Raw genomic sequence first — 17,913 nt, 5'->3', positions numbered from 1 at the left:
CGCTCTGACACTTCCAGATCACGGATCGGCGTGGATTGGATGTCACCCCTTGTGCCGCGTCGGGTGCGATCAGTACGAACAGAGCGTGCGCTTACGTGTCGTGATACCGCTGCTGTCCGTCCTTCTGCTGCCCGGCGGCACGGCCGCCGCCGACCCCACGCCCCCCGTACGCGACTTCGGCAACGGCGCCGACCGCAACGAGGAGGCCGCAGGCGTCGGCGAGTCCGCCGCCAAGACGCTGCGCGAGAGCGCGCCCGAACTGTCGTGGCGCCCCGACCACACCCGCGGCTACCCGCGCAGGACCACGCTCCCCGTCCCGCAGGAGAACCCCGCCGACGCCTCCATCAAGCTTGGCCTCGTCCCGCACCACGCCATCGCGGCCAGGCTCAACCAGCTGCAGGCCGTGGGCGACAGGGTCAGCGCCGAGGTGGTCGGCCGCTCGGCCGGCGGCAGGGACATGTACCTGGTCACCGTCACCGCCCCCGAGAGCGCCTCGGAGACCCGCAGGCAGGAGCGGCTGCGCCAGCAGATCGAGAACGGCCACCGCATCCAGGCCAGGACCTACAAGGCGCCCGTCTTCGTCAACGGCAACATCCACGGCAACGAGTGGGAGGGGACCGACGCCAGCCTGCGCGTCATCGAGGAGCTGGCCACCAGCACCTCTCCCCAGATCAAGGACCTGCTCGCCACCACGCGGCTGTACTTCAACATCACCGCCAACCCCGACGGCAGGGTGCTGGGCCAGCGGCCCAACGGCAACGGCTTCGACCTCAACCGCGACTTCGTCACCGCCTCGCAGCCCGAGACGCGGGCGATGCGCCAGATCATGATCGACAACCAGCCGGTCGTCATGATCGACCTGCACGGCTACGTCAACGGCACCCTGGTCGAGCCGACCACCCCGCCGCACGGCGCCAACTACGAGTACGACCTGTTCATCCAGAACGCCTACGCCAACGCGCTCGGCATCGAGCAGGCCATCCTCGCCCTCGGCTACACCTTCGAGAAGGACGGCACGCACCCGCCGCAGATCCCCTTCCGCGACTCCGCCGAAGGCTGGGACGACTGGCCGCCGATCTTCACCCCGCAGTACGCCCCCTTCCACGGCGCGGTCGCCTCGCACACCATCGAGTTCCCGATGCGCGTCAACGGCACGGACTACACCACCCTGCCCCAGGCCGAGCTGCAGCGGCGCAGCCGCATCAACGTCGACATCGCCGCCGCCTCCATCAGGGCCACCTACACCTTCGTCCAGAACAACAGGGAGAGGCTGGTCGGCGACCAGATCGAGGTGTTCAGGCGGGGAGCGGCGGGTGAGCCCTCCAAGGAGGTGCCCCTCGGCATCGTCCCCGGCTTCGGCCCCGAGGACGTCTACACCACCACCTTCCCCCGCGCCTACGCCATCCCCTCGGGCACCCCCTCGGCCGCCACCCTGGTGGACTTCCTCCTCGCCAACGACGTGAAGGTCGAGCGGGCGCTGCTGCCCTTCCGCGCCGGCGGCAGAACCTACCCGCAGGGCACCTACGTCGTGGACATGCGCCAGCCCAAGCGCGGCCTGGCCAACGTCATGCTGGAGCCCGGCGCCGACATCAGCCCGAGGGTCGACGCCATGTACGACATCTCCGGATGGAGCCACGCCCTGCTGTGGGGCGCGGCGGTCGAGCCGATCACCGAGCGGCGCCTCCACGTGGTGGCCCAGCCGGTCAGGCTCGCCTCGCCCACCGGCCACGTGCCGCGCGGCGAAGGCCCCCTCTCGCTGAGGATCGACGACGCCAAGGCGGTGCGGGCCGTCAACGACCTGCTCGGCCAGGGCACGGCCGTCACCATGGCGGCCGACGGCAGTGCCGTCGTGCCCGCCTCGGCCAGGCAGGCGGCGAAGACGGTGGCCGACAGGTACGGCGTGCCGTTCACCAGGGCCGCCTCGACCGCGGGAACCCCGCTGTCCCGTGTCAGGATCGCCGCCGCGCTCTCCGCCGACGAGCTGTTCACGCTGCGCGAGCTGGGCTTCGCCGTCACGCCCGTCTCGACCACCGTGCTGAACAACGGTTTCGACTGGAGCGGCGTCGACGTGCTGTACGTCTCCAGCGGGCTGTCCTACGGCGCGCTCAACCCCGCGGCCAGGACGGCGCTCGACGCCTTCATGACCAGGGGCGGTGTGGTCACCCGCGGCGGCACGGGCGCCGCCTTCAACGCCGCGGCGGGTCTGCTGACCGCCACCGCGGTGGCGGGCCGCTCCGACGCCAACGGCGTGGTCAAGGTCTCCTCGGCCAACGGCCCCGTCGGCTCGGGCTCACCCGCGCACTCCTTCGTCTTCTCACCGCGCTGGTTCACGGCGCTGGGCCCCGAGGTGCGGGTCGAGCAGACCTACGCCACCGAGGGACCGCTGGTGGCGGGCCACTGGCGGCCCAACCCCGGCGACGGCAGCGGCGGCCCCGAAGCCGCCAGAGGCCAGGCCGCGGTGGTCAGCGGCAGGGACGAGCGGGGCGCGGCCGTGGTGCTCTTCGGCACCGAGCCGATGTTCCGCAACCACCCGAAGGGCCTGTTCCCGCAGGTCGCCAGGGCGCTGTTCTGGACCTCCTCCACTGCGGACGTCCTGACCCCGTAGACGGGCTGCGTGGGCGTCCCCCCTCGCCCACGCCGCCAGCTCCGCGCGAGCCGGGCCGCTCCCCTCGAGCGGCCCGGCTCCCGCATTCCGCCGGCTAGAACCGCACCTCACGGGCGCGGTACGGCTCGGCGAGGTAGTCGCGCTCCTTGTCGGTGAGGGCGACAGAGACCGCGGCCACCGCGTCGTCGATGTGCCTGTCCTTGGTCGCGCCCACGATCGGGGCCGTCACGCCCGGCTGTCCCAGCAGCCACGCCAGCGCCACCTGCGCGGCGGGCAGCCGGCGCTCACGTGCCACCTCCGCCACCCTGTCCAGGATGAGCGCGTCGTTGTCGGGGTCGTACAGGTAGTCGATCCTGCCGTCGGAGCCGCTGCGGGCGGTGCCCTCGCCCGACTGCCCCGCGCGGGCCAGCGTGCCGCGCGCCAGCGGGCTCCACGGGATCACCCCGACGCCCTGGTCGGCGCAGAGCGGCAGCATCTCCCTCTCCTCCTCCCTGTAGAGGAGGTTGTAGTGCGGCTGCATGGAGACGAACCGCGTCCAGCCGTTGGCGGCGGCCACGTGCTGGGCCTTGGCGAACTGCCACGCCCACATCGAGGAGGCGCCGAGGTAGCGCGCCTTGCCCGCCTTCACGACCTCGTGCAGCGCCTCCATGGTCTCCTCGATGGGCGTCTCGTCGTCCCACCGGTGGATCTGGTACAGGTCCACGTAGTCGGTTCCGAGCCGCTCGAGCGAGGCGTCGATCGCGGCGTGGATGTGCTTGCGCGACAGGCCCCTGTCGTTCACGGCCTCACCGACGGGGAAGTACACCTTCGTGGCCAGGACATAGTCCTCACGCCTGGCGAAGATCTTGCGCAGCAGCCTTCCCGTCACGACCTCGCTGGCCCCCGAGGTGTAGACGTCGGCCGTGTCGAAGAAGGTGACGCCGGCCTCCGCCGCCCTGCGCACGATGGGCTCGGCCGCCTCCTCGGACAGCACCCAGTCCCACTCGCCCGGGTCGCCGTAGCTCATCATGCCCAGACAGATCCGGGAAACTTTCAATCCGGTGTTGCCAAGCCGTGTGTAGTCCATGAATGTCACTTTATGGGGGCCTGGTAGGCGTTCAAAGAGGATCAGAACCAAGCCCAAGTGAGGTGTCGATGGTCTCTGTCAAGCGCACAGCCGCCAGGATGCTGTTCGGATCCCGCTACAACAACGTGCCGTGGGGGCAGCGAGTCTATGTCAGACCCGGCGAGCGCCTGATGCGCGAGGCGCAATGGCGCCTCAAGCTCAGAAGCGCGCGCGTGATGTCCCTGGAGGAGTACAAGGCCACCGTCCCGCTCGGCGAGATCGAGGAGTTCCTCTCCTGCATGATGTGCGGGGACTCTCGCCAGCAACCGCTGTTCGAGCCGACAGGGGGCAGGAACTGGCGCTACCACGTCGTGCGCTGCCCCTCGTGCGGCTTCCTCTACCGCAACCCCAACATCAGGCCCGAACGGCTCGGCGACCTGTACGCCAACTCCTACAGCAGCTTCCTGACCGGCAAGTACGCCGCCAACAGGCAGCGCCGCTACCAGCTGACCATGGACGCCTTCTCGCCGGTCTTCGAGCACGGCGAGGGACGGCGGCTGCTCGACTTCGGCTGCGGAGCCGGCCTGTTCCTTGAGCTGGCCGAGCAGCGCGGCTTCGACGCGGTGGGCGTCGACCTCTCACCCGACTCCGTCGAGCAGGCCAACGCCAGGCTCACCAAGGCCAGGGCCTACTTCGGCGCTCCTGAGGACGTGCCCGAGATCGCCGCCGGCGGGTTCGACGTGATCACACTGTGGTCGGTGCTGGCCCACCTGCCGAGGCCGCTGGAGGACTTCGAGCGGTTCAGGCACCTGCTGGCGCCCGGAGGGGTGCTGCTCATCCTCACGGTGAACGCCGGGTCGCTGCTGCTCAAGGCCTACGAGTCGGGGTGGAGCGGGTTCACCAAGAACCACCTGATGTTCTACTCCTCCGCCACGCTGCCCACGCTGCTCGGCCGTACCGGCTTCAGCGGGGTGGCCTACGCGCCGCACTACGGCGACACGATCGAGGCGGGCACCTCGCAGCTGCCCGGGCCGCTGCGCGCCAGGCTGCGGCGGGCGGTGGAGAACAGCGACGGCGGCAACATGATGCGCGCGCTGGCCTTCGCCGACGACGAGGCGATCAGCAGGTGGGGACAGCGGCTGCGGGTACGCAGGCTGTGACGTCGCGCCCGGCTCAGGGCACGATCATGGTCACGCCCGGCACCGAGCCGATCGAGGCGAGCGCCTTGCCTGCATCGGCCAGGCCGATCGTGCGGGTGACGAGCTGGTCGGGGTGGAGCGTACCGGCCCTGATCAGCTCCATCATCGGGGCGTAGGCGTGGGCGGCCATGCCGTGGCTGCCGAGCAGGCGCAGCTCGTGGGCGATCACCCTGCCCATGGGCAGCGGCGTGTGCCCGCCGGGCAGCAGTCCCACCTGCACGTGGCGGCCCCTGCGGCGCAGGCTCTCGATCGAGGCGGCCGCGGTCTGCGGGCTGCCCAGCGCGTCGATCGAGACGTGCGCCCCACCCCTGGTCAGCTCCCTGACCTGGTCGGCCGCGTCACCCGATGAGGCGTTGACGAAGTGGGTGGCGCCCGCCCGCTCGGCCAGGTGCAGCGCGTCGGTGCTGACGTCGACGGCCACGACGCGCGCCCCGGCGGCGGTGGCGATCATGATGGCGGACAGCCCGACGCCGCCGCACCCGTGCACCGCCACCCACTCGCCCGGCCTGGCCTCCCCGACGTGCGCGACGGCCCTGAAGGCGGTGGCGAAACGGCAGCCGAGGCCCGCGGCGGTGCTGAACTCCATGTCCTCGGGCACCGTGATGAGGTTGACGTCGGCGTGGTCGATCGCGACGTAGTCGGCGAAGGAGCCCCAGTGGGTGAAGCCGGGCTGCGTCTGCCGTTCGCACACCTGCTGCTCACCGGCCGCGCAGGCGGCGCACGCGCCGCAGGCGCAGATGAAGGGGACGGTCACCCTGTCGCCCTCGCGCCAGCCGCGCACGTCGGCCCCGACGGCCGCCACCACGCCCGCCAGCTCGTGACCTGGCACGTGCGGCAGCACCTTGATGTCGGGGTCGTGCCCCTGCCATCCGTGCCAGTCGCTCCTGCACAGGCCCGTGGCGGCCACCCTGATCACGACGCCGTGGGATGCGGGAGTGGGATCGGGCAGCTCCCGCAGGTCCAGCTCCCCGCCGAACAGGTCAAACGTCACCGCGCGCATCTCATGAGCTTAGAGTCACCTCCCGCAACCTGCGCAAGGCCTGGTGAGAGGGGGAGCCCGGTTCGGTGGTGTAGAGGACCAGCCGCAGGTCCTCCCTGTCGGGCACCGGCAGGACCTGGCAGATCGCCTCGATCACGCCGACGGCCGGGTGGGCGATCTGCTTGCGCTGCTCCCTGCGCACCTTCACCTCGTGCTCGGCCCACAGGGCGGCGAACTCGGGGCTGAGCGCGAGCATCTCCGCGACCAGCGCCTGGATGCCGGCGTCGCCGGGGTAACGGCCCGCCGCCCAGCGCAGGTCGGCGACAGCGGCGCGGGCGAAGCGGCCCTTCTCCTCGTCGCTCAGGTGCTCGGCCAGGTCGGGGGAGCGGAACACCCAGCGGATGACGTTCAGGTCGTCGCGCGGCCGGCTGTCGAGACCGCCCATGAGCGCGGCGGCCATGGGGTTCCACGCCAGGATGTCGTACTTCGCGTCGAGCACGTAGGCGGGCACCTCCTCCAAAAAGGCGATCAGGTGCAGGATCGACCGCGGCACGTCGCCGCGCAGCCGCTCGGGCTCCAGCGCCTGCCCCGCCAGATGGAACAGGTACGCGCGCTCGTCGGCGGACAGCATCAGCGCCCTGGACAGCGCGTTGAGCACCTGCCGCGAGGGATGCGGGCCCCTGCCCTGCTCGAGGCGGATGTAGTAGTCGATCGACATGCCCGCCAGCTGGGCGACCTCCTGCCTGCGCAGCCCGGGAGTGCGGCGGCGCCCGCTCTCGGGCAGCCCCACCTCGCGGGGTGTCACCCGCGCGCGGCGGCTGCGCAGGAATTCGGCCAGCTCCTCACGGTTCATGCCGCCAGTCTCGTCCACCCGGCCGAAGCGTGGGTGGTACCGCCGATCCCAGCCTCGCGGGGTCTCTCCCGCCCGGCCACCGGGGCGACCAGCGTGGAGGCCATGACGACAGCTCTCATCACAGGCGCGAACAAGGGAATCGGCTTCGAGATCGCCAGGCGGCTCGGCGAGCGCGGCATCACCGCGATCGTGGGAGCGCGGGACGAGGAGCGCGGCAGAGCCGCCGCGGAGCGGCTCGGGCAGCCGTACGTGCGGCTCGACGTCACCGACCCCGGCAGCGCGCAGGACGCGGCCAAGTGGATCGAGCAGGCGCACGGCGGCCTCGACATCCTGGTCAACAACGCGGGCATCACCGTCTGGCAGGACGACGACAGGCCCAGCGCCACCTCCGCCGACGTGCTCAGGCAGGTCTACGAGGTCAACGTGTTCGGCGTCGTGACCGTCACCAACGCGATGCTGCCGCTGCTGCGGCGCTCACCGGCGGGCCGGATCGTGAACATGTCGAGCGAGCTCGGCTCCATCGCCATGGCGATCGACCCCGAGAGCCCCTTCTGGCCCTTCAACCTGATGGCCTACAACTCCTCCAAGGCCGCGCTCAACATGATCACCGTCTCCTACGCCAAGGAGTTGTGGGACACCCCGATCAAGGTCAACGCCGCCAACCCCGGCTACTGCGCGACCGATCTCAACGGCCACACCGGCCACCGTACGGCCGAGCAGGGCGCCGAGATCGCCGTCCGCCTGGCCACCCTGGACGGCGAGGGCCCGAGCGGCGCCTATCTGCAGGACGAAGGGACACTTCCGTGGTGAGGTGTGGACACCTTCTGACCGGACAGTAACCGGGGCATGGGACAAGATGTGGACAAGGAGCGCTTCTCCGAGGCGGACTACCTTCGCTTCGGGGAGCGCCTCACCGAGCAGCTGGCCGAGCTTCGCGAGCTGCTCGATAGACCGGGCTTCGGCGACGGTGTCACCACCGTGGGCGCCGAGCTCGAACTCTTTTTGATCGACGAGCGCGGCAGGCCGCTGCCGCGCAACGCCGAGGTGCTCGACAAGCTCGGTGACGACCGGCTGGTCATGGAGCTCGGCCGCTACAACGTGGAGGCCAACCTCACCCCGCTGCCGCTGGCGGGCAGGCCGTTCACGGCGCTCGCGACCGAGATGCAGGAGCTGTTCAAGGCCGTCGACGGCGCGATCGACGGCGGGGGAGCGCTGCCCATCGGCATCCTGCCCACACTCGGCACGGGCGACTTCACCCATGCCGCGATCAGCGACGAGGCGCGCTACCGCGCGATGGCCAGAGGCATGCGCAGGCTGCGGCTCGAGCCGTTCATCGTCCAGATCGACGAGCTCGAGCTGGAGGTGGAGGACATCATCCTGGAGGCGGCCAACACCTCGTGGCAGGTCCACCTGCGCACGCCCGCCTCCGATTTCGCCAGGCTCTACAACGCCGCCCAGCTGGCGATCGGTCCCGTGCTGGCCGCGAGCGGCAACTCGCCCCTCTTCCTGGGCAGACAGCTGTGGGAGGAGACGAGGATCGCGCTGTTCGAGGAGGCCTCGGACGACCGTGACGTCGAACGCCGCTTCCGCAGGGACGGCCGCGTCACCTTCGGCTCCGACTGGGTGCGCTCGGGCGCCTTCGAGCTGTTCGAGCGGTACGTGCGCGACTATGAGCCGGTCATCCCCGCGCTGTCGGACGAGGGCGAGCTGCCCGAGCTGCGGCTGCACCTGGGCACGATCTGGCAGTGGAACAGGCCCGTCTACGACCCGGCCGACGGCGGCCACCTCCGCATCGAGTTCCGCGCCCTTCCCGCCGGGCCCACCTGCGCCGACATGGCCGCCAACACCGCCTTCCTGCTCGGCCTCACGCTGGCACTGGCCGAGAGGGACCTGACGGAGCTGCCCTTCGGCGACGCCTACCAGAACTTCTACCGCGCCGCCATGCGTGGACTGCAGGCCAAGCTCACCTGGGAGGGGCAGGAGGTGCTCGCCTCCGATCTGGTGCTGTCGCTGCTGCCCGAGGCGAAGGCGGCGTTGCTGCGGGCGGGCGTCGACCCCGCCGACGCCGACCTCGACGTCATCGCCCAGCGCGTACGGCTGGGCCGTACGGGAGCGGTCTGGCAGCGGGAGACGCTGGCCGAGCTGGGAGGAGACAGTGAGGCGCTGGTGCGCAGGTATCACGAGAACGCGCTGACGGGAATGCCCGTGCACATGTGGCGATAACTGAACCAGAAGCCCCTTTCGCCCGTCAAAACATGGCAAAGACGGGATAAAGCGAGGGCAACAATGATGCTTCCTGCGGACAAGGGCGCTTTCACGCTGAGGCGGGCGACGGGGACGCTGGCCGAGGGCGCCGACAAGCTCGCCGCCGACCTCGGCGCCGCGTCCGTGGAAGCGGTGCTGGCCCAGGCCAACAGGAAGGCGGTGCGCAAGGGGGCGCCCGCCGCGTTCGGCGCCATGCGGCCGAGGCCGCACGAGTGGTACGCCTTCGACGAGAAGGACAACGACACCCCCGACTGGTACCCGCAGGGTCTGACCTGCTCGGAGGACGCGGGCTCCGCGGGGGTGCCGGCCTTCGTCGCAAGCTGGTACTTCAAGCCCCTGCCCCCCGTGGCCGAGCGGGGCATCAGGGTGACGTTCCTGAGCCCGCAGACCCTGCGCTACCAGCACGCGCTGCTCGTGGAGGCCAGGCCGGACGGCTCCTACACCCCGATCAACATCCACGCGGGCGGGATCGCGTGGTACGGCGAGCACCTGTACGTCGCCGACACCAAGCGCGGCCTGCGCGTCTTCGACGTCGGCAAGATCCTCGACCTGCGGACGGTCCAGAGCGACCTGGGCGACGGGGCGCGGGTCGGCCGGTCGGAGGGCAGGTTCCACGCCTTCGGCTACCGGTACGTGATCCCGCAGACCGACTTCTGGCGGGTCGTCACGCCGGGGGCGCACTTCTCCTTCGTCTCGGTCGACCGCAGCACCAGCCCGCACACGCTGATCTCCGGCGAGTACGACGGCGAGGCGCCGACCGGCAGGGTGGCCAGGTGGGCCCTCGACCTGACCGACGGGGTGCCGGTCGACGCGTACACGATGGGGCAGGCCAAGATCCAGGGGGCGGTGTCGCACGGCGGGAGGTGGTACCTCAGCCAGACCGTCGACGCCCGCTCGAACGGCAGGCTGGTCGTGGAGTCGGGAGGCAAGGTGTCGGTCAGGGCCTTCCCCGTCGGGCCCGAGGACCTGACGGTCTCGGGGAAGCGGCTGTGGAGCGTCACCGAGTTCAGGAACCGCAGAGTCATCTTCGGCGTCGACCTCTGACCTCCAGGCTTTCCGGCTCCGTCGGCCCGCTTCTTCCGATCGCTCCTGCGGGAAGCGGGGGTCAGCGGGGGAGGGCCGGGGTCAGCTGTTGAGGTGGGCCTGCAGCGCCCTGCGGTAGTCGCGGTCGAAGTCGTCGTAGCGCGCCCGTAGCCGCGCCCCCGGCCAGTCCTGCGGCAGCAGTTCGGCGGGCAGCAGCGGGTCGGCCAGCAGATGCCGCAGCACCGCCGCCGACACCAGGAACCCCTCGGCCAGCCCCTCCGCCTGGCCGAGAGCCCGCTCCAGCCTGCGCGCCTCGGCCGCCCACCCGTCGAGGTCCCACAGCAGCGCCGTCGGATCCTCCCTCGGCCGCCCGTCGACGAGCGTGCACTGCGCGGTGACGATCTCCGGCCACCGCCTGATCAGGTTGGCGGGACGCAGCCAGGTGCCCTCCCGCAGCTCGGCCAGGCGCAGCGCCGTCATGGTGTGCCGCAGGGCCGCCCTGTCGGACGGCGCGCGCCGCTCGGCCGTCACGATCGCGATCTCCCACGTGCCGTCCCACGGCCTGGTGTGCGGGGAGCGGCTCTCGTCCTGCCTGGCCTGCCGCTCGCGCAGCCGCTCGGACAGCTCGTAGCGCCCGTCGTCCTGCACCAGGTCGCCGGCGGCGACCATGCGGGACAGCGCCACCCGCACGGTGCCCTCCGCGATGCCGAACACCTCCCCGACGCGCACGAGAGCCCTGCTCGGCAGGCGCGGAGGGTGGCTGCCGAGCAGCGCGCTCAGGACGGCGGAGCGGGCGGTGAGAGTATTACGGTCTTCCATCGCGTGTCGATTATATGTAACACTCCGAGAATGGCGAGCTATCTGATCGAACCCGTGGACGGCCCGAGCGGCCGCTACGACACCGCGCGCTACCAGGGCGCCGCGGGCCGCAACTGGTGGACGAGCGACCCCTCGCTGCAGTTGCTGATGCGCCGTCACCTCGGAGAGGGCTACAGCTGGGCCGAGCCCCACCTGTCCCGCCTCGGCGCGCTGATGGGCGGGCCGATCGCCGCCTACGCGGAGGAGACCGACCGCAACCCGCCCCGCCTGGAGAAGTACGACAGGTGGGGCCGCGACGTCAGCCAGGTCGTCATGCCGCCGTCGTTCACGTCGGCTCGCGAGGCGCTCATGGCCGACAACTTCACCTCGCCTGGCTTCGCCGCCACCGCGAAGGACAACGGCGCCGACCCCGCCGCGCTGGGCGCCGCCTGGACCTACCTGCTGGACCAGGCCGACATCGGGATGGGCTGCGCGCTGGGCACGGGCGGCGACATGGTGGTCTCCCTCGCCGAGAAGCACGCGCCCGCCGACGTCCTCGAACGAGTCCGCGCGATCTTCGCCAACGGCTTCTACTCCGGCGAGGCCGCCCAGATGTTCACCGAGCGGACCGGCGGCTCCGACCTGGCCGCGCTGGAGGCCACCGCCACACCCGACGGGCAGGCGTGGAGCCTCACGGGCCTCAAGTGGTTCGCCTCCAACGCCAACGGGTCGGCGTTCGTGGTGCTGGCCAGGCTCCCCTCAGGCGACGTGGCTCCCTTCCTCGTGCTGTGGGAGCGCAGGGACGGCGCGCGCAACGCCGTACGGATCAGGAGACTGAAGGACAAGCTCGGCACCAGGTCGGTCGCCTCCGCCGAGGTCGAGTTCACCGGGGCGGAGGCCTTCCTCCTCGCGGGCTCGGGGTCGGGCTCGGGGCTCGGCACGATGATGAAGCTCACCAACGCCTCCAGGCTCGGCGTGGCCATGATGGGCCTCGGCGTCGCGCGCAGGGCACTGGTGGAGTCCCTGTGCTACGCCTCGGCGCGCGAGGCTTTCGGCAGGCGCCTGATCGACCAGCCGCTCATGCGTCGCAAGCTGGCCGAGCTCGTCGTGGAGGTCGAGGCCGTCCAGGCGCTGGTCTTCGACGGACACCTCGGCCCACGCCTGCGCCTGGCCCCCGCGCTGGTCAAGCTGCGCGCCGCCAGGCTGGGGGTGCACGCCGCCAGCGACGCCATCGAGATCCACGGCGGCAACGGCTACATCGAGCAGTGGCCGGTCGCCCGCCTGCTGCGCGACGCCCAGGTCAACCCCATCTGGGAGGGCGGCGACAACATCCTCTGCCTGGACGTACGGCGGGCGATGCTGAAGGAGTCCGCCCACGAGCCGTTCCTCGAGCGCCTGACCACGGCCGTCGAGCAGGCCCCGCCCGGCTCGGGAGACCTGGTCCGCGGCCGGATCGACGACCTCCGCAAGGCGATCACCGTCTGGTCCTCGCTCGACCCTGTCACGGCGGAGGCGCGGCTGTATCCGCTGGCCCAGTTCATGGCGGACGTCTACGCGGCGGCTCTGCTGCTCGAGCAGGCGGGCTGGGAGCAGCGCTCGGGGCACGGCGACCGCAAGGCCCTGGTCGCCCGCCTCTACGCCGACGCCCACCTGGCCGACCACGGCCCCCTGCGCGGCCTCGACCGCACGGCGGAGGACCTGGACCACTTCGACGACCTCGTCGCGGGAGCCGTCACGCTCTGATCTGGGCGGGCCGTTCTGAGCTAGGTTGCCGTCATGAGTGAAATCGGCTTCGGCCTGGTGCTCGATGTCGCCGACCCGGACACGCTCGCGCCCTTCTGGGCCGAGGCGCTCCATTACTCCGTGGTCGGCGGCGTGGGCAACTACGTCATGCTGCGGCCCGAAGGCCGCAGCGGCCCGCGTCTGCTCCTGCAGAAGGTGAAGGAGGGCAGGACCGGCAAGAACCGCATGCACCTGGACATCGATGCCGCCGACATCGAGGCCGAGGTGAACCGGCTGGAGGCCCTCGGCGCCAGGCGGCTCGAGAACGGCCAGGTGGAGGAGCACGGTCACCGCTGGGTCGTCATGGCCGACCCTGAGGGCAACGAGTTCTGCGTGGGCGAGTCCTGAGCCACCTCCGCCTCCGAACGCGCCGCGCAGGCCGCAGGCTCAGGAGTCGGCGAAGGCGAGCCCCCTGGCCGCCAGCTCCTCCTCGAGGATCCTGATGGCCTTGGGCCCCACGCCATGGATACGCAGGAGCTGCGCGGGCGTCACGCTCGTCAGCTGGTCGTAGCGGGTGTAGCCGTTGAGGGCCAGCTCGCGAGGGGCCACCTTGCCCATCCGCGGCGGGAACTCCGTCGGCTGCGCGGCATCGTGAGTCGCCATCTCGCCCCTCCCTGGTTGCCGGCCGATGACCTGGATCACGGCGAGCCTAGACGACCGATCCTCTCGGCGCGGCCGCGACGGACCCGCCGCCTGCGCTGGCTACGATCGGCTGGCCCGGGAGAAGGCGCCGGGACGGACGAACGGAGAAGCAGATGACCGTGCGCGTCGAGAGGGAGGGCGCCGTCACCACGGTGGTGCTCTCCCGCCCTGAGGCCCGTAACGCCGTCGACCGCGCGACCGCGGACGCGCTGAGCGAGGCGTTCGCCGCGTTCGAGGAGTCGGACGCCTCGGTCGCCGTCCTGTGGGGCGAGGGCGGGACCTTCTGCGCCGGCGCCGATCTCAAGCGTCTCGACAACCACGTCGGCGAGGAGGGCGACGGCCCGATGGGGCCGACCAGGATGCGGCTGTCCAAGCCGGTCATCGCGGCCGTCGCGGGCCACGCGGTCGCCGGAGGACTGGAGCTCGCGCTCTGGTGCGACCTGCGGGTGGCCGAGGAGAGCGCGGTCTTCGGCGTCTTCTGCCGCCGCTGGGGCGTCCCCCTGATCGACGGCGGCACCGTACGGCTGCCGCGCCTCATCGGCCTGTCCCACGCCATGGACCTGATCCTCACCGGCAGGCCGGTTCCCGCCGGCGAGGCGCTGCGCATGGGACTGGCCAACAGGCTCGTCCCCGAAGGGCAGGCCCGCCAGGCGGCCGAGGCGCTCGCCCGCGACCTGGCCAGGTTCCCGCAGGCGTGCATGCGAGGCGACAGGCTCTCCGCGCTCGAGCAGTTCGGCCTGCCGGAGAGGGAGGCGATGGGCAACGAGCTGCGGCACGGCGTGGCCGCCCTCGGCGAGGCGGCGCACGGCGCCGCCCGCTTCGCCGAGGGCGCCGGCCGCCACGGCGACTTCTCCTGAGGGGGTCAGGGATCTTGTCGGGGGCGCCGCGTAAGGTGAGGGCATGCCGGACATCGACGGTGTGACGATCACCAGCCAGGACAAGGTGATCTTTCCTGAGGGCGGGCGGACCAAGCTCGACCTGATCCGCTACTACCAGGCCGTCGCCGACGGCGCCCTGCGCGGCGTCTTCGGACGACCCATGATCCTCAAGCGGTTCGTGCACGGCATCGAGCAGGAGGCCTTCTTCCAGAAGCGCGCTCCCGCCAAGCGTCCTGACTGGGTCGAGGTCGCCGAGCTGCGCTACCGGTCGGGCCGCAGCGCGGAGGAGGTCGTCGTCACCGACGTCCGCCAGCTGCTGTGGGTGGTCAACCTCGGCTGCGTCGACCTCAACCCGCATCCGGTGCGCGCCGCCGATCTGGCCCACCCCGACGAGCTGCGCATCGACCTCGACCCGGTGCCTGGGGTGCCGTGGGGCCAGGTAGTGGAGACCGCGCAGGTGGCCCGTGAGGTGCTCGCCGACCACGGCCTGACGGCCTGGCCCAAGACGTCGGGCTCACGCGGCTTCCACGTCTATGCCCGCATCACCCCCGACTGGCCCTTCGCCCAGGTACGGCAGGCCGCCGAGGCCGTCGCCCGCGAGGTCGAGCGCCGCGCGCCCGACCTGGCCACCAGCAGGTGGTGGAAGGAGGAGAGGCAGGGCGTCTTCGTCGACTACAACCAGAACGCCTACGACCGCACCGTCGCCTCGGCCTACTCGGTCAGGCCCGTCCGTGACGCCCGCGTGTCCACACCGCTGACGTGGGACGAGGTGCCCGGGTGCCGTCCCGAGGAGTTCACGATCGACACCGTGCCCAAGCGGTTCGCCGCCCTCGGCGACCCGTGGGAGGACATGGATCTGCACGCGGGCTCGCTGGCCCCGCTCCTCGAGCTGGCCGAGTCGCAGGGGCCGCCGCCCGAGCGCGCCGAGCTGCCGCTGATCGAGATCGCGAGGGCGCAGCACAAGGACGAGGCGCTGGCCGGGCTCGAGCGCTGGAAGGCCCGCCACCAGCCGGTCGTGGAGTTCCTCGAACCCGCCGACGTGCTGGTGGACGGCATGCGCGGCCGCAGCAGCGTGTGGTACCGCATCAGGGTCAACCTGCAGCACGTGCCCGCCGACCTGCGTCCCGAGCAGGAGGCGCTGGAGATCGACTACAACCCGTGGCCTGAGGACTGGCGCCCGCCCGGCTAGACCCGCTGCTCGGCGTCGTGCCCGTGGTCCTGGACGTGCTCCTGTTCGAGGTCGTGGTCGAGTTCGGCGATGACCGCCGTCACGGGCGTGCACGCCGGCAGCCTGGGAGAGCTGAAGTAGCCGGGCTTGTGCGCCCTCAGCAGCGCCTCGCCGTCGAGCTGCCAGGTGAAGCCGCGCCTGCCGAGCAGGGTGGCGAACAGCCTGCCTGCCCGTTCGGGATCGCGGGCGGCCAGGCGCCTGATCGGCACCGGTGAGACGGAGTCGCCGCGCAGGTAGCGGCTGACCGCGTCGCGGTAGCGGGCCCTGGTCACCAGCGAGGGATCGGCGAAGGCCTCCTCCACCGCGCCGAAGTCGGTGTAGTAGCCGAGCCCGTCGCGCTCGTCGAAGATCAGCGCGACCGTCTCCTCCCGCGCCAGATGGTCGGGAAAGCTCATCGAGGTGAACGCGCCCATCCGCGCGGCGACCTCGGCCCCCTGCATCACGACCAGGTCGGAGCCGAAGTGCTCGGTGAACTGCCGCCGCTGCGCCGCCTGGATCTGCCAGGCCTCGGCCAGCAGGGCGGGGTTGCGGAACACCCTGGCCGGGTTGCGCAGCGCGGCCTCGGCCGCGGCCCGCACCAGCTGCCTGCGCGCGTCGGGGGTGTAGACGGCGGGCGTGGCGCTGATCATCCAGTCGTCGAAGGTGACGGGGATGAGCCTGCCGACCATGAACATGCCGGGGTCGAGCGCCTCGAAGGCGTCCTCGCCCAGGTCGGAGTGGGCGGTGTAGGTGAGCTCGTCGATCAGGTTGTGCAGGATGAGCGCGGGACCCGCGACGGTGCGGACCTCGAAGATGCCCTCGACGACGTCCTTCCAACCGAGCACCATCGCCCGCTCGGCCTCGTGCAGCTCGGGCCGCTCGGCCAGGAACCTGTCGATCAGCAGGTCGCCGCCCGGCAGGCGGTACTCCAGCGCGAAGTGGTCGAGGGCCAGCGCGGAGGTCGCCTCGTCCGTGACGACCCCGTCGGGGAAGAATCGGCTGTACACCAGGCCGAGCTCCCTGGTGAACCTGCCTGACACCGCGAACTCCAGCAGCTCGGGTTTCAGCTCCGCGGCACGCGCGAGTAGATCCATGGGCCGACCTTAGCCGCGCGCCGTACCGGCTTGAGGTGATTTTCGGTAACCGGCCGGTCACGCGCCGCCACGTCAGGACGGCTGGCCGATGTCCTCGTTCCACACCTCCGGCCAGCGTTCGATGAAGGCCGCCATGAGCGAGCGGCACTCGGCGGAGTCGGCCACCACGACCTCCACCCCGTGCGCGAGGAGAAGGTCCTCGCGCCCCATGAAGGTGCGGTTCTCGCCGATCACCACCCGGGGGATCTCGTAGAGCAGGATCGCACCCGTGCACATCGCGCAGGGCGACAGCGTGGTGTACATGGTCGCGCGCCGGTAGACCCGCGCCGGCCTGCGCCCTGCCCGCTCCAGCGCGTCGGTCTCGCCGTGGCGGATGACGCTGCCCTCCTGCACCCTGCGGTTGCGCCCCGCGCCCAGCACCTGGCCGTCGGCCACCAGCGCCGCGCCGACCGGCACCCCGCCCTCGGACAGGCCGAGCCTGGCCTGCTCGACGGCGATCTCCAGGAAGTCCATCAGGCCACCCTAGGCTGCAACCGGCGTGCAAGCCCGTGAGCCTACCTTTGGCGCGTGTCCAGACGCTGGTTGACCGGAGTGGCCGCCGCAGCGGCGGCCGCGACCCTGACGCTCCCCGCCGCCGCGGGCCCACGCCGCGGCACCGAAGCCGCCCGCCACCGCCAAGAAGCTGTTCGACGCGTGGCTGCGCGCCGACAGGACCGCCGCGGCGAAGCTCGCCTCGCCCGCCGCGGTGCACACCCTGTTCGCCTACCCGTTCAGGGCGCCCGACAGGTTCGCAGGATGCGTGGGCGGCGCCTGCCGGTTCACGCACACCAGCGTGCGCGTGCCGGGCGAGCTCAACGGCCTGCTGATGATCGTCTCAGGCGCCAAGGTGACGAAGGTCTATACCTCACGCCACCTGCCGAAGGCCGCCGTCGCCAAGCACCTGCTCGACGCCTGGCACAAGGGTGACCGCAACCAGGGCAGGGAGGTCGCGAGCGCGGCCGCGGTCAAGACGATCTTCAGGGTGAAGTGGGACCCCAAGGGCGTGCCGTACACCTTCCAGGGCTGCCAGGCGAGCGTCTGTGCCTGGTCCTACGAGGGCGGCGCGATGCTGATGCACGTCAAGGGCTCCAAGGCGCGGGGCTACGAGGTGCGCTCGATCGGCTACGTCGCCGACTGATCCGCGGGCAGGGCCGCCCACTGGTCGGCCCACGCCATCAGCGGGCGCATCGCCTCGACCAGGGCCGCGCCGCTCTCGGTGAGCGTGTAGCGGATCTGGACGGGCGTGGTCGGCGTCACCTCGCGGGCCACCACCCCCGCCTCCTCCAGTTCGCGAAGGCGCTGGGCGAGCAGCCGCTCCGACAGGCCGGGGACGTCGTCGCGCAGCTCGCCGTAGCGCGTGGCGCCCCTGGCGAGCGCCAGCAGGATGACGCCGTTCCACCTGCGCCCGACCAGCTCGATCGCGATCTGGAACCGCGGGCAGTGCCGGCTGAGCGCCTCGGGGAAGGACATCGGGCCTCCTCTACTTACACTTCGTAAGCCACTT

18 protein-coding genes are annotated in these 17,913 nt (G+C 71.3%); 10 read left to right on the top strand and 8 right to left on the bottom strand.

The genetic code is table 11. The features are described 5' to 3' along the window. Positions 1-85 precede the first annotated feature (85 nt). The gene (locus tag FHR33_RS10275; RefSeq protein ID WP_183645726.1) at positions 86-2,605 is read left to right on the top strand and encodes a M14 family zinc carboxypeptidase; all 2,520 of its coding nucleotides are present in this window, start codon (positions 86-88) and stop codon (positions 2,603-2,605) included. Between the two features lie 94 nt (positions 2,606-2,699). Here the strand turns inward: FHR33_RS10275 and FHR33_RS10270 are convergent, their stop codons facing one another. Beyond that, on the bottom strand, positions 2,700-3,671 hold the full coding sequence (locus tag FHR33_RS10270) for an aldo/keto reductase (protein ID WP_183645725.1): 972 nt from the start codon (positions 3,669-3,671) through the stop codon (positions 2,700-2,702). A gap of 68 nt (positions 3,672-3,739) precedes the next feature. Between FHR33_RS10270 and FHR33_RS10265 the strand changes: the two genes are divergently transcribed. Continuing rightward, entirely contained in the window at positions 3,740-4,810 is a 1,071-nt protein-coding gene (locus tag FHR33_RS10265) for a class I SAM-dependent methyltransferase (RefSeq protein WP_183645724.1), read from the top strand. Between the two features lie 13 nt (positions 4,811-4,823). Here FHR33_RS10265 and FHR33_RS10260 read toward each other — a convergent pair whose 3' ends face one another. Together FHR33_RS10260 and FHR33_RS10255 are read right to left on the bottom strand one after the other, a co-directional pair. Beyond that, positions 4,824-5,849 (bottom strand): zinc-dependent alcohol dehydrogenase family protein, encoded by a 1,026-nt coding sequence (locus tag FHR33_RS10260; RefSeq protein WP_183645723.1) that lies wholly within the window; start codon positions 5,847-5,849, stop codon positions 4,824-4,826. A gap of 1 nt (position 5,850) precedes the next feature. Beyond that, the gene (locus tag FHR33_RS10255; RefSeq protein ID WP_183645722.1) at positions 5,851-6,681 is read right to left on the bottom strand and encodes a helix-turn-helix transcriptional regulator; all 831 of its coding nucleotides are present in this window, start codon (positions 6,679-6,681) and stop codon (positions 5,851-5,853) included. A gap of 102 nt (positions 6,682-6,783) precedes the next feature. Between FHR33_RS10255 and FHR33_RS10250 the strand changes: the two genes are divergently transcribed. From FHR33_RS10250 to FHR33_RS10240, 3 genes are all read left to right on the top strand, one after another. Further along, positions 6,784-7,491: an SDR family oxidoreductase gene (locus FHR33_RS10250; protein WP_183645721.1), complete on the top strand. Its 708-nt coding sequence runs from the start codon at positions 6,784-6,786 to the stop codon at positions 7,489-7,491. 36 nt (positions 7,492-7,527) lie between these two features. Beyond that, positions 7,528-8,904: a glutamate-cysteine ligase family protein gene (locus FHR33_RS10245; protein WP_183645720.1), complete on the top strand. Its 1,377-nt coding sequence runs from the start codon at positions 7,528-7,530 to the stop codon at positions 8,902-8,904. 63 nt (positions 8,905-8,967) lie between these two features. Then, positions 8,968-9,990 carry a hypothetical protein gene (locus FHR33_RS10240; RefSeq protein WP_183645719.1) on the top strand — a complete coding sequence of 341 codons (1,023 nt, stop codon included), beginning with the start codon at positions 8,968-8,970 and terminating at the stop codon, positions 9,988-9,990. Between the two features lie 81 nt (positions 9,991-10,071). Here the strand turns inward: FHR33_RS10240 and FHR33_RS10235 are convergent, their stop codons facing one another. Next, positions 10,072-10,788 carry a PaaX family transcriptional regulator C-terminal domain-containing protein gene (locus FHR33_RS10235; protein ID WP_183645718.1) on the bottom strand — a complete coding sequence of 239 codons (717 nt, stop codon included), beginning with the start codon at positions 10,786-10,788 and terminating at the stop codon, positions 10,072-10,074. Between the two features lie 30 nt (positions 10,789-10,818). On the opposite strand from FHR33_RS10235, the gene FHR33_RS10230 reads away from it, so the two are divergent. Both FHR33_RS10230 and FHR33_RS10225 read left to right on the top strand, forming a co-directional pair. After that, the gene (locus tag FHR33_RS10230) at positions 10,819-12,510 is read left to right on the top strand and encodes an acyl-CoA dehydrogenase family protein (RefSeq protein ID WP_183645717.1); all 1,692 of its coding nucleotides are present in this window, start codon (positions 10,819-10,821) and stop codon (positions 12,508-12,510) included. Between the two features lie 33 nt (positions 12,511-12,543). Next, the gene (locus FHR33_RS10225; protein WP_183645716.1) at positions 12,544-12,897 is read left to right on the top strand and encodes a VOC family protein; all 354 of its coding nucleotides are present in this window, start codon (positions 12,544-12,546) and stop codon (positions 12,895-12,897) included. Positions 12,898-12,936: 39 nt separating this feature from the next. Here the strand turns inward: FHR33_RS10225 and FHR33_RS10220 are convergent, their stop codons facing one another. Continuing rightward, the gene (locus FHR33_RS10220; protein WP_183645715.1) at positions 12,937-13,152 is read right to left on the bottom strand and encodes a helix-hairpin-helix domain-containing protein; all 216 of its coding nucleotides are present in this window, start codon (positions 13,150-13,152) and stop codon (positions 12,937-12,939) included. A 152-nt stretch (positions 13,153-13,304) separates the two neighbouring features. Here FHR33_RS10220 and FHR33_RS10215 point away from each other — a divergent pair, with 152 nt between their 5' ends. Together FHR33_RS10215 and ligD are read left to right on the top strand one after the other, a co-directional pair. Further along, a complete protein-coding gene (locus tag FHR33_RS10215; protein WP_183645714.1) occupies positions 13,305-14,048 on the top strand; it encodes a crotonase/enoyl-CoA hydratase family protein in 744 nt (247 codons plus the stop codon). Positions 14,049-14,091: 43 nt separating this feature from the next. Further along, positions 14,092-15,258 carry a non-homologous end-joining DNA ligase gene (gene ligD / locus FHR33_RS10210; RefSeq protein WP_183645713.1) on the top strand — a complete coding sequence of 389 codons (1,167 nt, stop codon included), beginning with the start codon at positions 14,092-14,094 and terminating at the stop codon, positions 15,256-15,258. On the opposite strand, the gene FHR33_RS10205 is transcribed toward ligD, so the two are convergent. Further along, entirely contained in the window at positions 15,255-16,370 is a 1,116-nt protein-coding gene (locus tag FHR33_RS10205; protein ID WP_183645712.1) for a hypothetical protein, read from the bottom strand. The genes ligD and FHR33_RS10205 overlap by 4 nt on opposite strands. 72 nt (positions 16,371-16,442) lie before the next feature. After that, complete coding sequence (locus FHR33_RS10200; RefSeq protein ID WP_183645711.1) at positions 16,443-16,883, bottom strand: nucleoside deaminase; 441 nt, start codon at positions 16,881-16,883, stop codon at positions 16,443-16,445. A 232-nt stretch (positions 16,884-17,115) separates the two neighbouring features. Between FHR33_RS10200 and FHR33_RS10195 the strand changes: the two genes are divergently transcribed. Then, positions 17,116-17,547 carry a hypothetical protein gene (locus FHR33_RS10195; protein WP_183645710.1) on the top strand — a complete coding sequence of 144 codons (432 nt, stop codon included), beginning with the start codon at positions 17,116-17,118 and terminating at the stop codon, positions 17,545-17,547. Here FHR33_RS10195 and FHR33_RS10190 read toward each other — a convergent pair. Beyond that, positions 17,532-17,879, bottom strand: a complete 348-nt coding sequence (locus tag FHR33_RS10190; protein ID WP_183645709.1) for a winged helix-turn-helix transcriptional regulator — start codon at positions 17,877-17,879, stop codon at positions 17,532-17,534. The genes FHR33_RS10195 and FHR33_RS10190 overlap by 16 nt on opposite strands. Between the last annotated feature and the right edge of the window lie 34 nt (positions 17,880-17,913).

It is taken from the genome of Nonomuraea dietziae (genome assembly GCF_014195505.1).
Lineage (GTDB): Bacteria > Actinomycetota > Actinomycetes > Streptosporangiales > Streptosporangiaceae > Nonomuraea > Nonomuraea roseola.
The sequence above is the reverse complement of the archived record's forward strand: the minus strand, read 5'-3'. Positions and strand labels throughout refer to the sequence as shown.

Coding starts and splice junctions, on each gene's coding strand:
- FHR33_RS10265 (WP_183645724.1), top strand. CDS start 3,740: ATGGTCTCTGTCAAGCGCACAGCCGCCAGGATGCTGTTCGGATCCCGC.
- FHR33_RS10240 (WP_183645719.1), top strand. CDS start 8,968: ATGATGCTTCCTGCGGACAAGGGCGCTTTCACGCTGAGGCGGGCGACG.
- FHR33_RS10200 (WP_183645711.1), bottom strand. CDS start 16,883: ATGGACTTCCTGGAGATCGCCGTCGAGCAGGCCAGGCTCGGCCTGTCC.
- FHR33_RS10260 (WP_183645723.1), bottom strand. CDS start 5,849: ATGCGCGCGGTGACGTTTGACCTGTTCGGCGGGGAGCTGGACCTGCGG.
- FHR33_RS10215 (WP_183645714.1), top strand. CDS start 13,305: ATGACCGTGCGCGTCGAGAGGGAGGGCGCCGTCACCACGGTGGTGCTC.
- FHR33_RS10245 (WP_183645720.1), top strand. CDS start 7,528: ATGGGACAAGATGTGGACAAGGAGCGCTTCTCCGAGGCGGACTACCTT.
- FHR33_RS10255 (WP_183645722.1), bottom strand. CDS start 6,681: ATGAACCGTGAGGAGCTGGCCGAATTCCTGCGCAGCCGCCGCGCGCGG.
- FHR33_RS10220 (WP_183645715.1), bottom strand. CDS start 13,152: ATGGCGACTCACGATGCCGCGCAGCCGACGGAGTTCCCGCCGCGGATG.
- FHR33_RS10190 (WP_183645709.1), bottom strand. CDS start 17,879: ATGTCCTTCCCCGAGGCGCTCAGCCGGCACTGCCCGCGGTTCCAGATC.
- FHR33_RS10270 (WP_183645725.1), bottom strand. CDS start 3,671: ATGGACTACACACGGCTTGGCAACACCGGATTGAAAGTTTCCCGGATC.
- ligD (WP_183645713.1), top strand. CDS start 14,092: ATGCCGGACATCGACGGTGTGACGATCACCAGCCAGGACAAGGTGATC.
- FHR33_RS10235 (WP_183645718.1), bottom strand. CDS start 10,788: ATGGAAGACCGTAATACTCTCACCGCCCGCTCCGCCGTCCTGAGCGCG.
- FHR33_RS10230 (WP_183645717.1), top strand. CDS start 10,819: ATGGCGAGCTATCTGATCGAACCCGTGGACGGCCCGAGCGGCCGCTAC.
- FHR33_RS10205 (WP_183645712.1), bottom strand. CDS start 16,370: ATGGATCTACTCGCGCGTGCCGCGGAGCTGAAACCCGAGCTGCTGGAG.
- FHR33_RS10225 (WP_183645716.1), top strand. CDS start 12,544: ATGAGTGAAATCGGCTTCGGCCTGGTGCTCGATGTCGCCGACCCGGAC.
- FHR33_RS10250 (WP_183645721.1), top strand. CDS start 6,784: ATGACGACAGCTCTCATCACAGGCGCGAACAAGGGAATCGGCTTCGAG.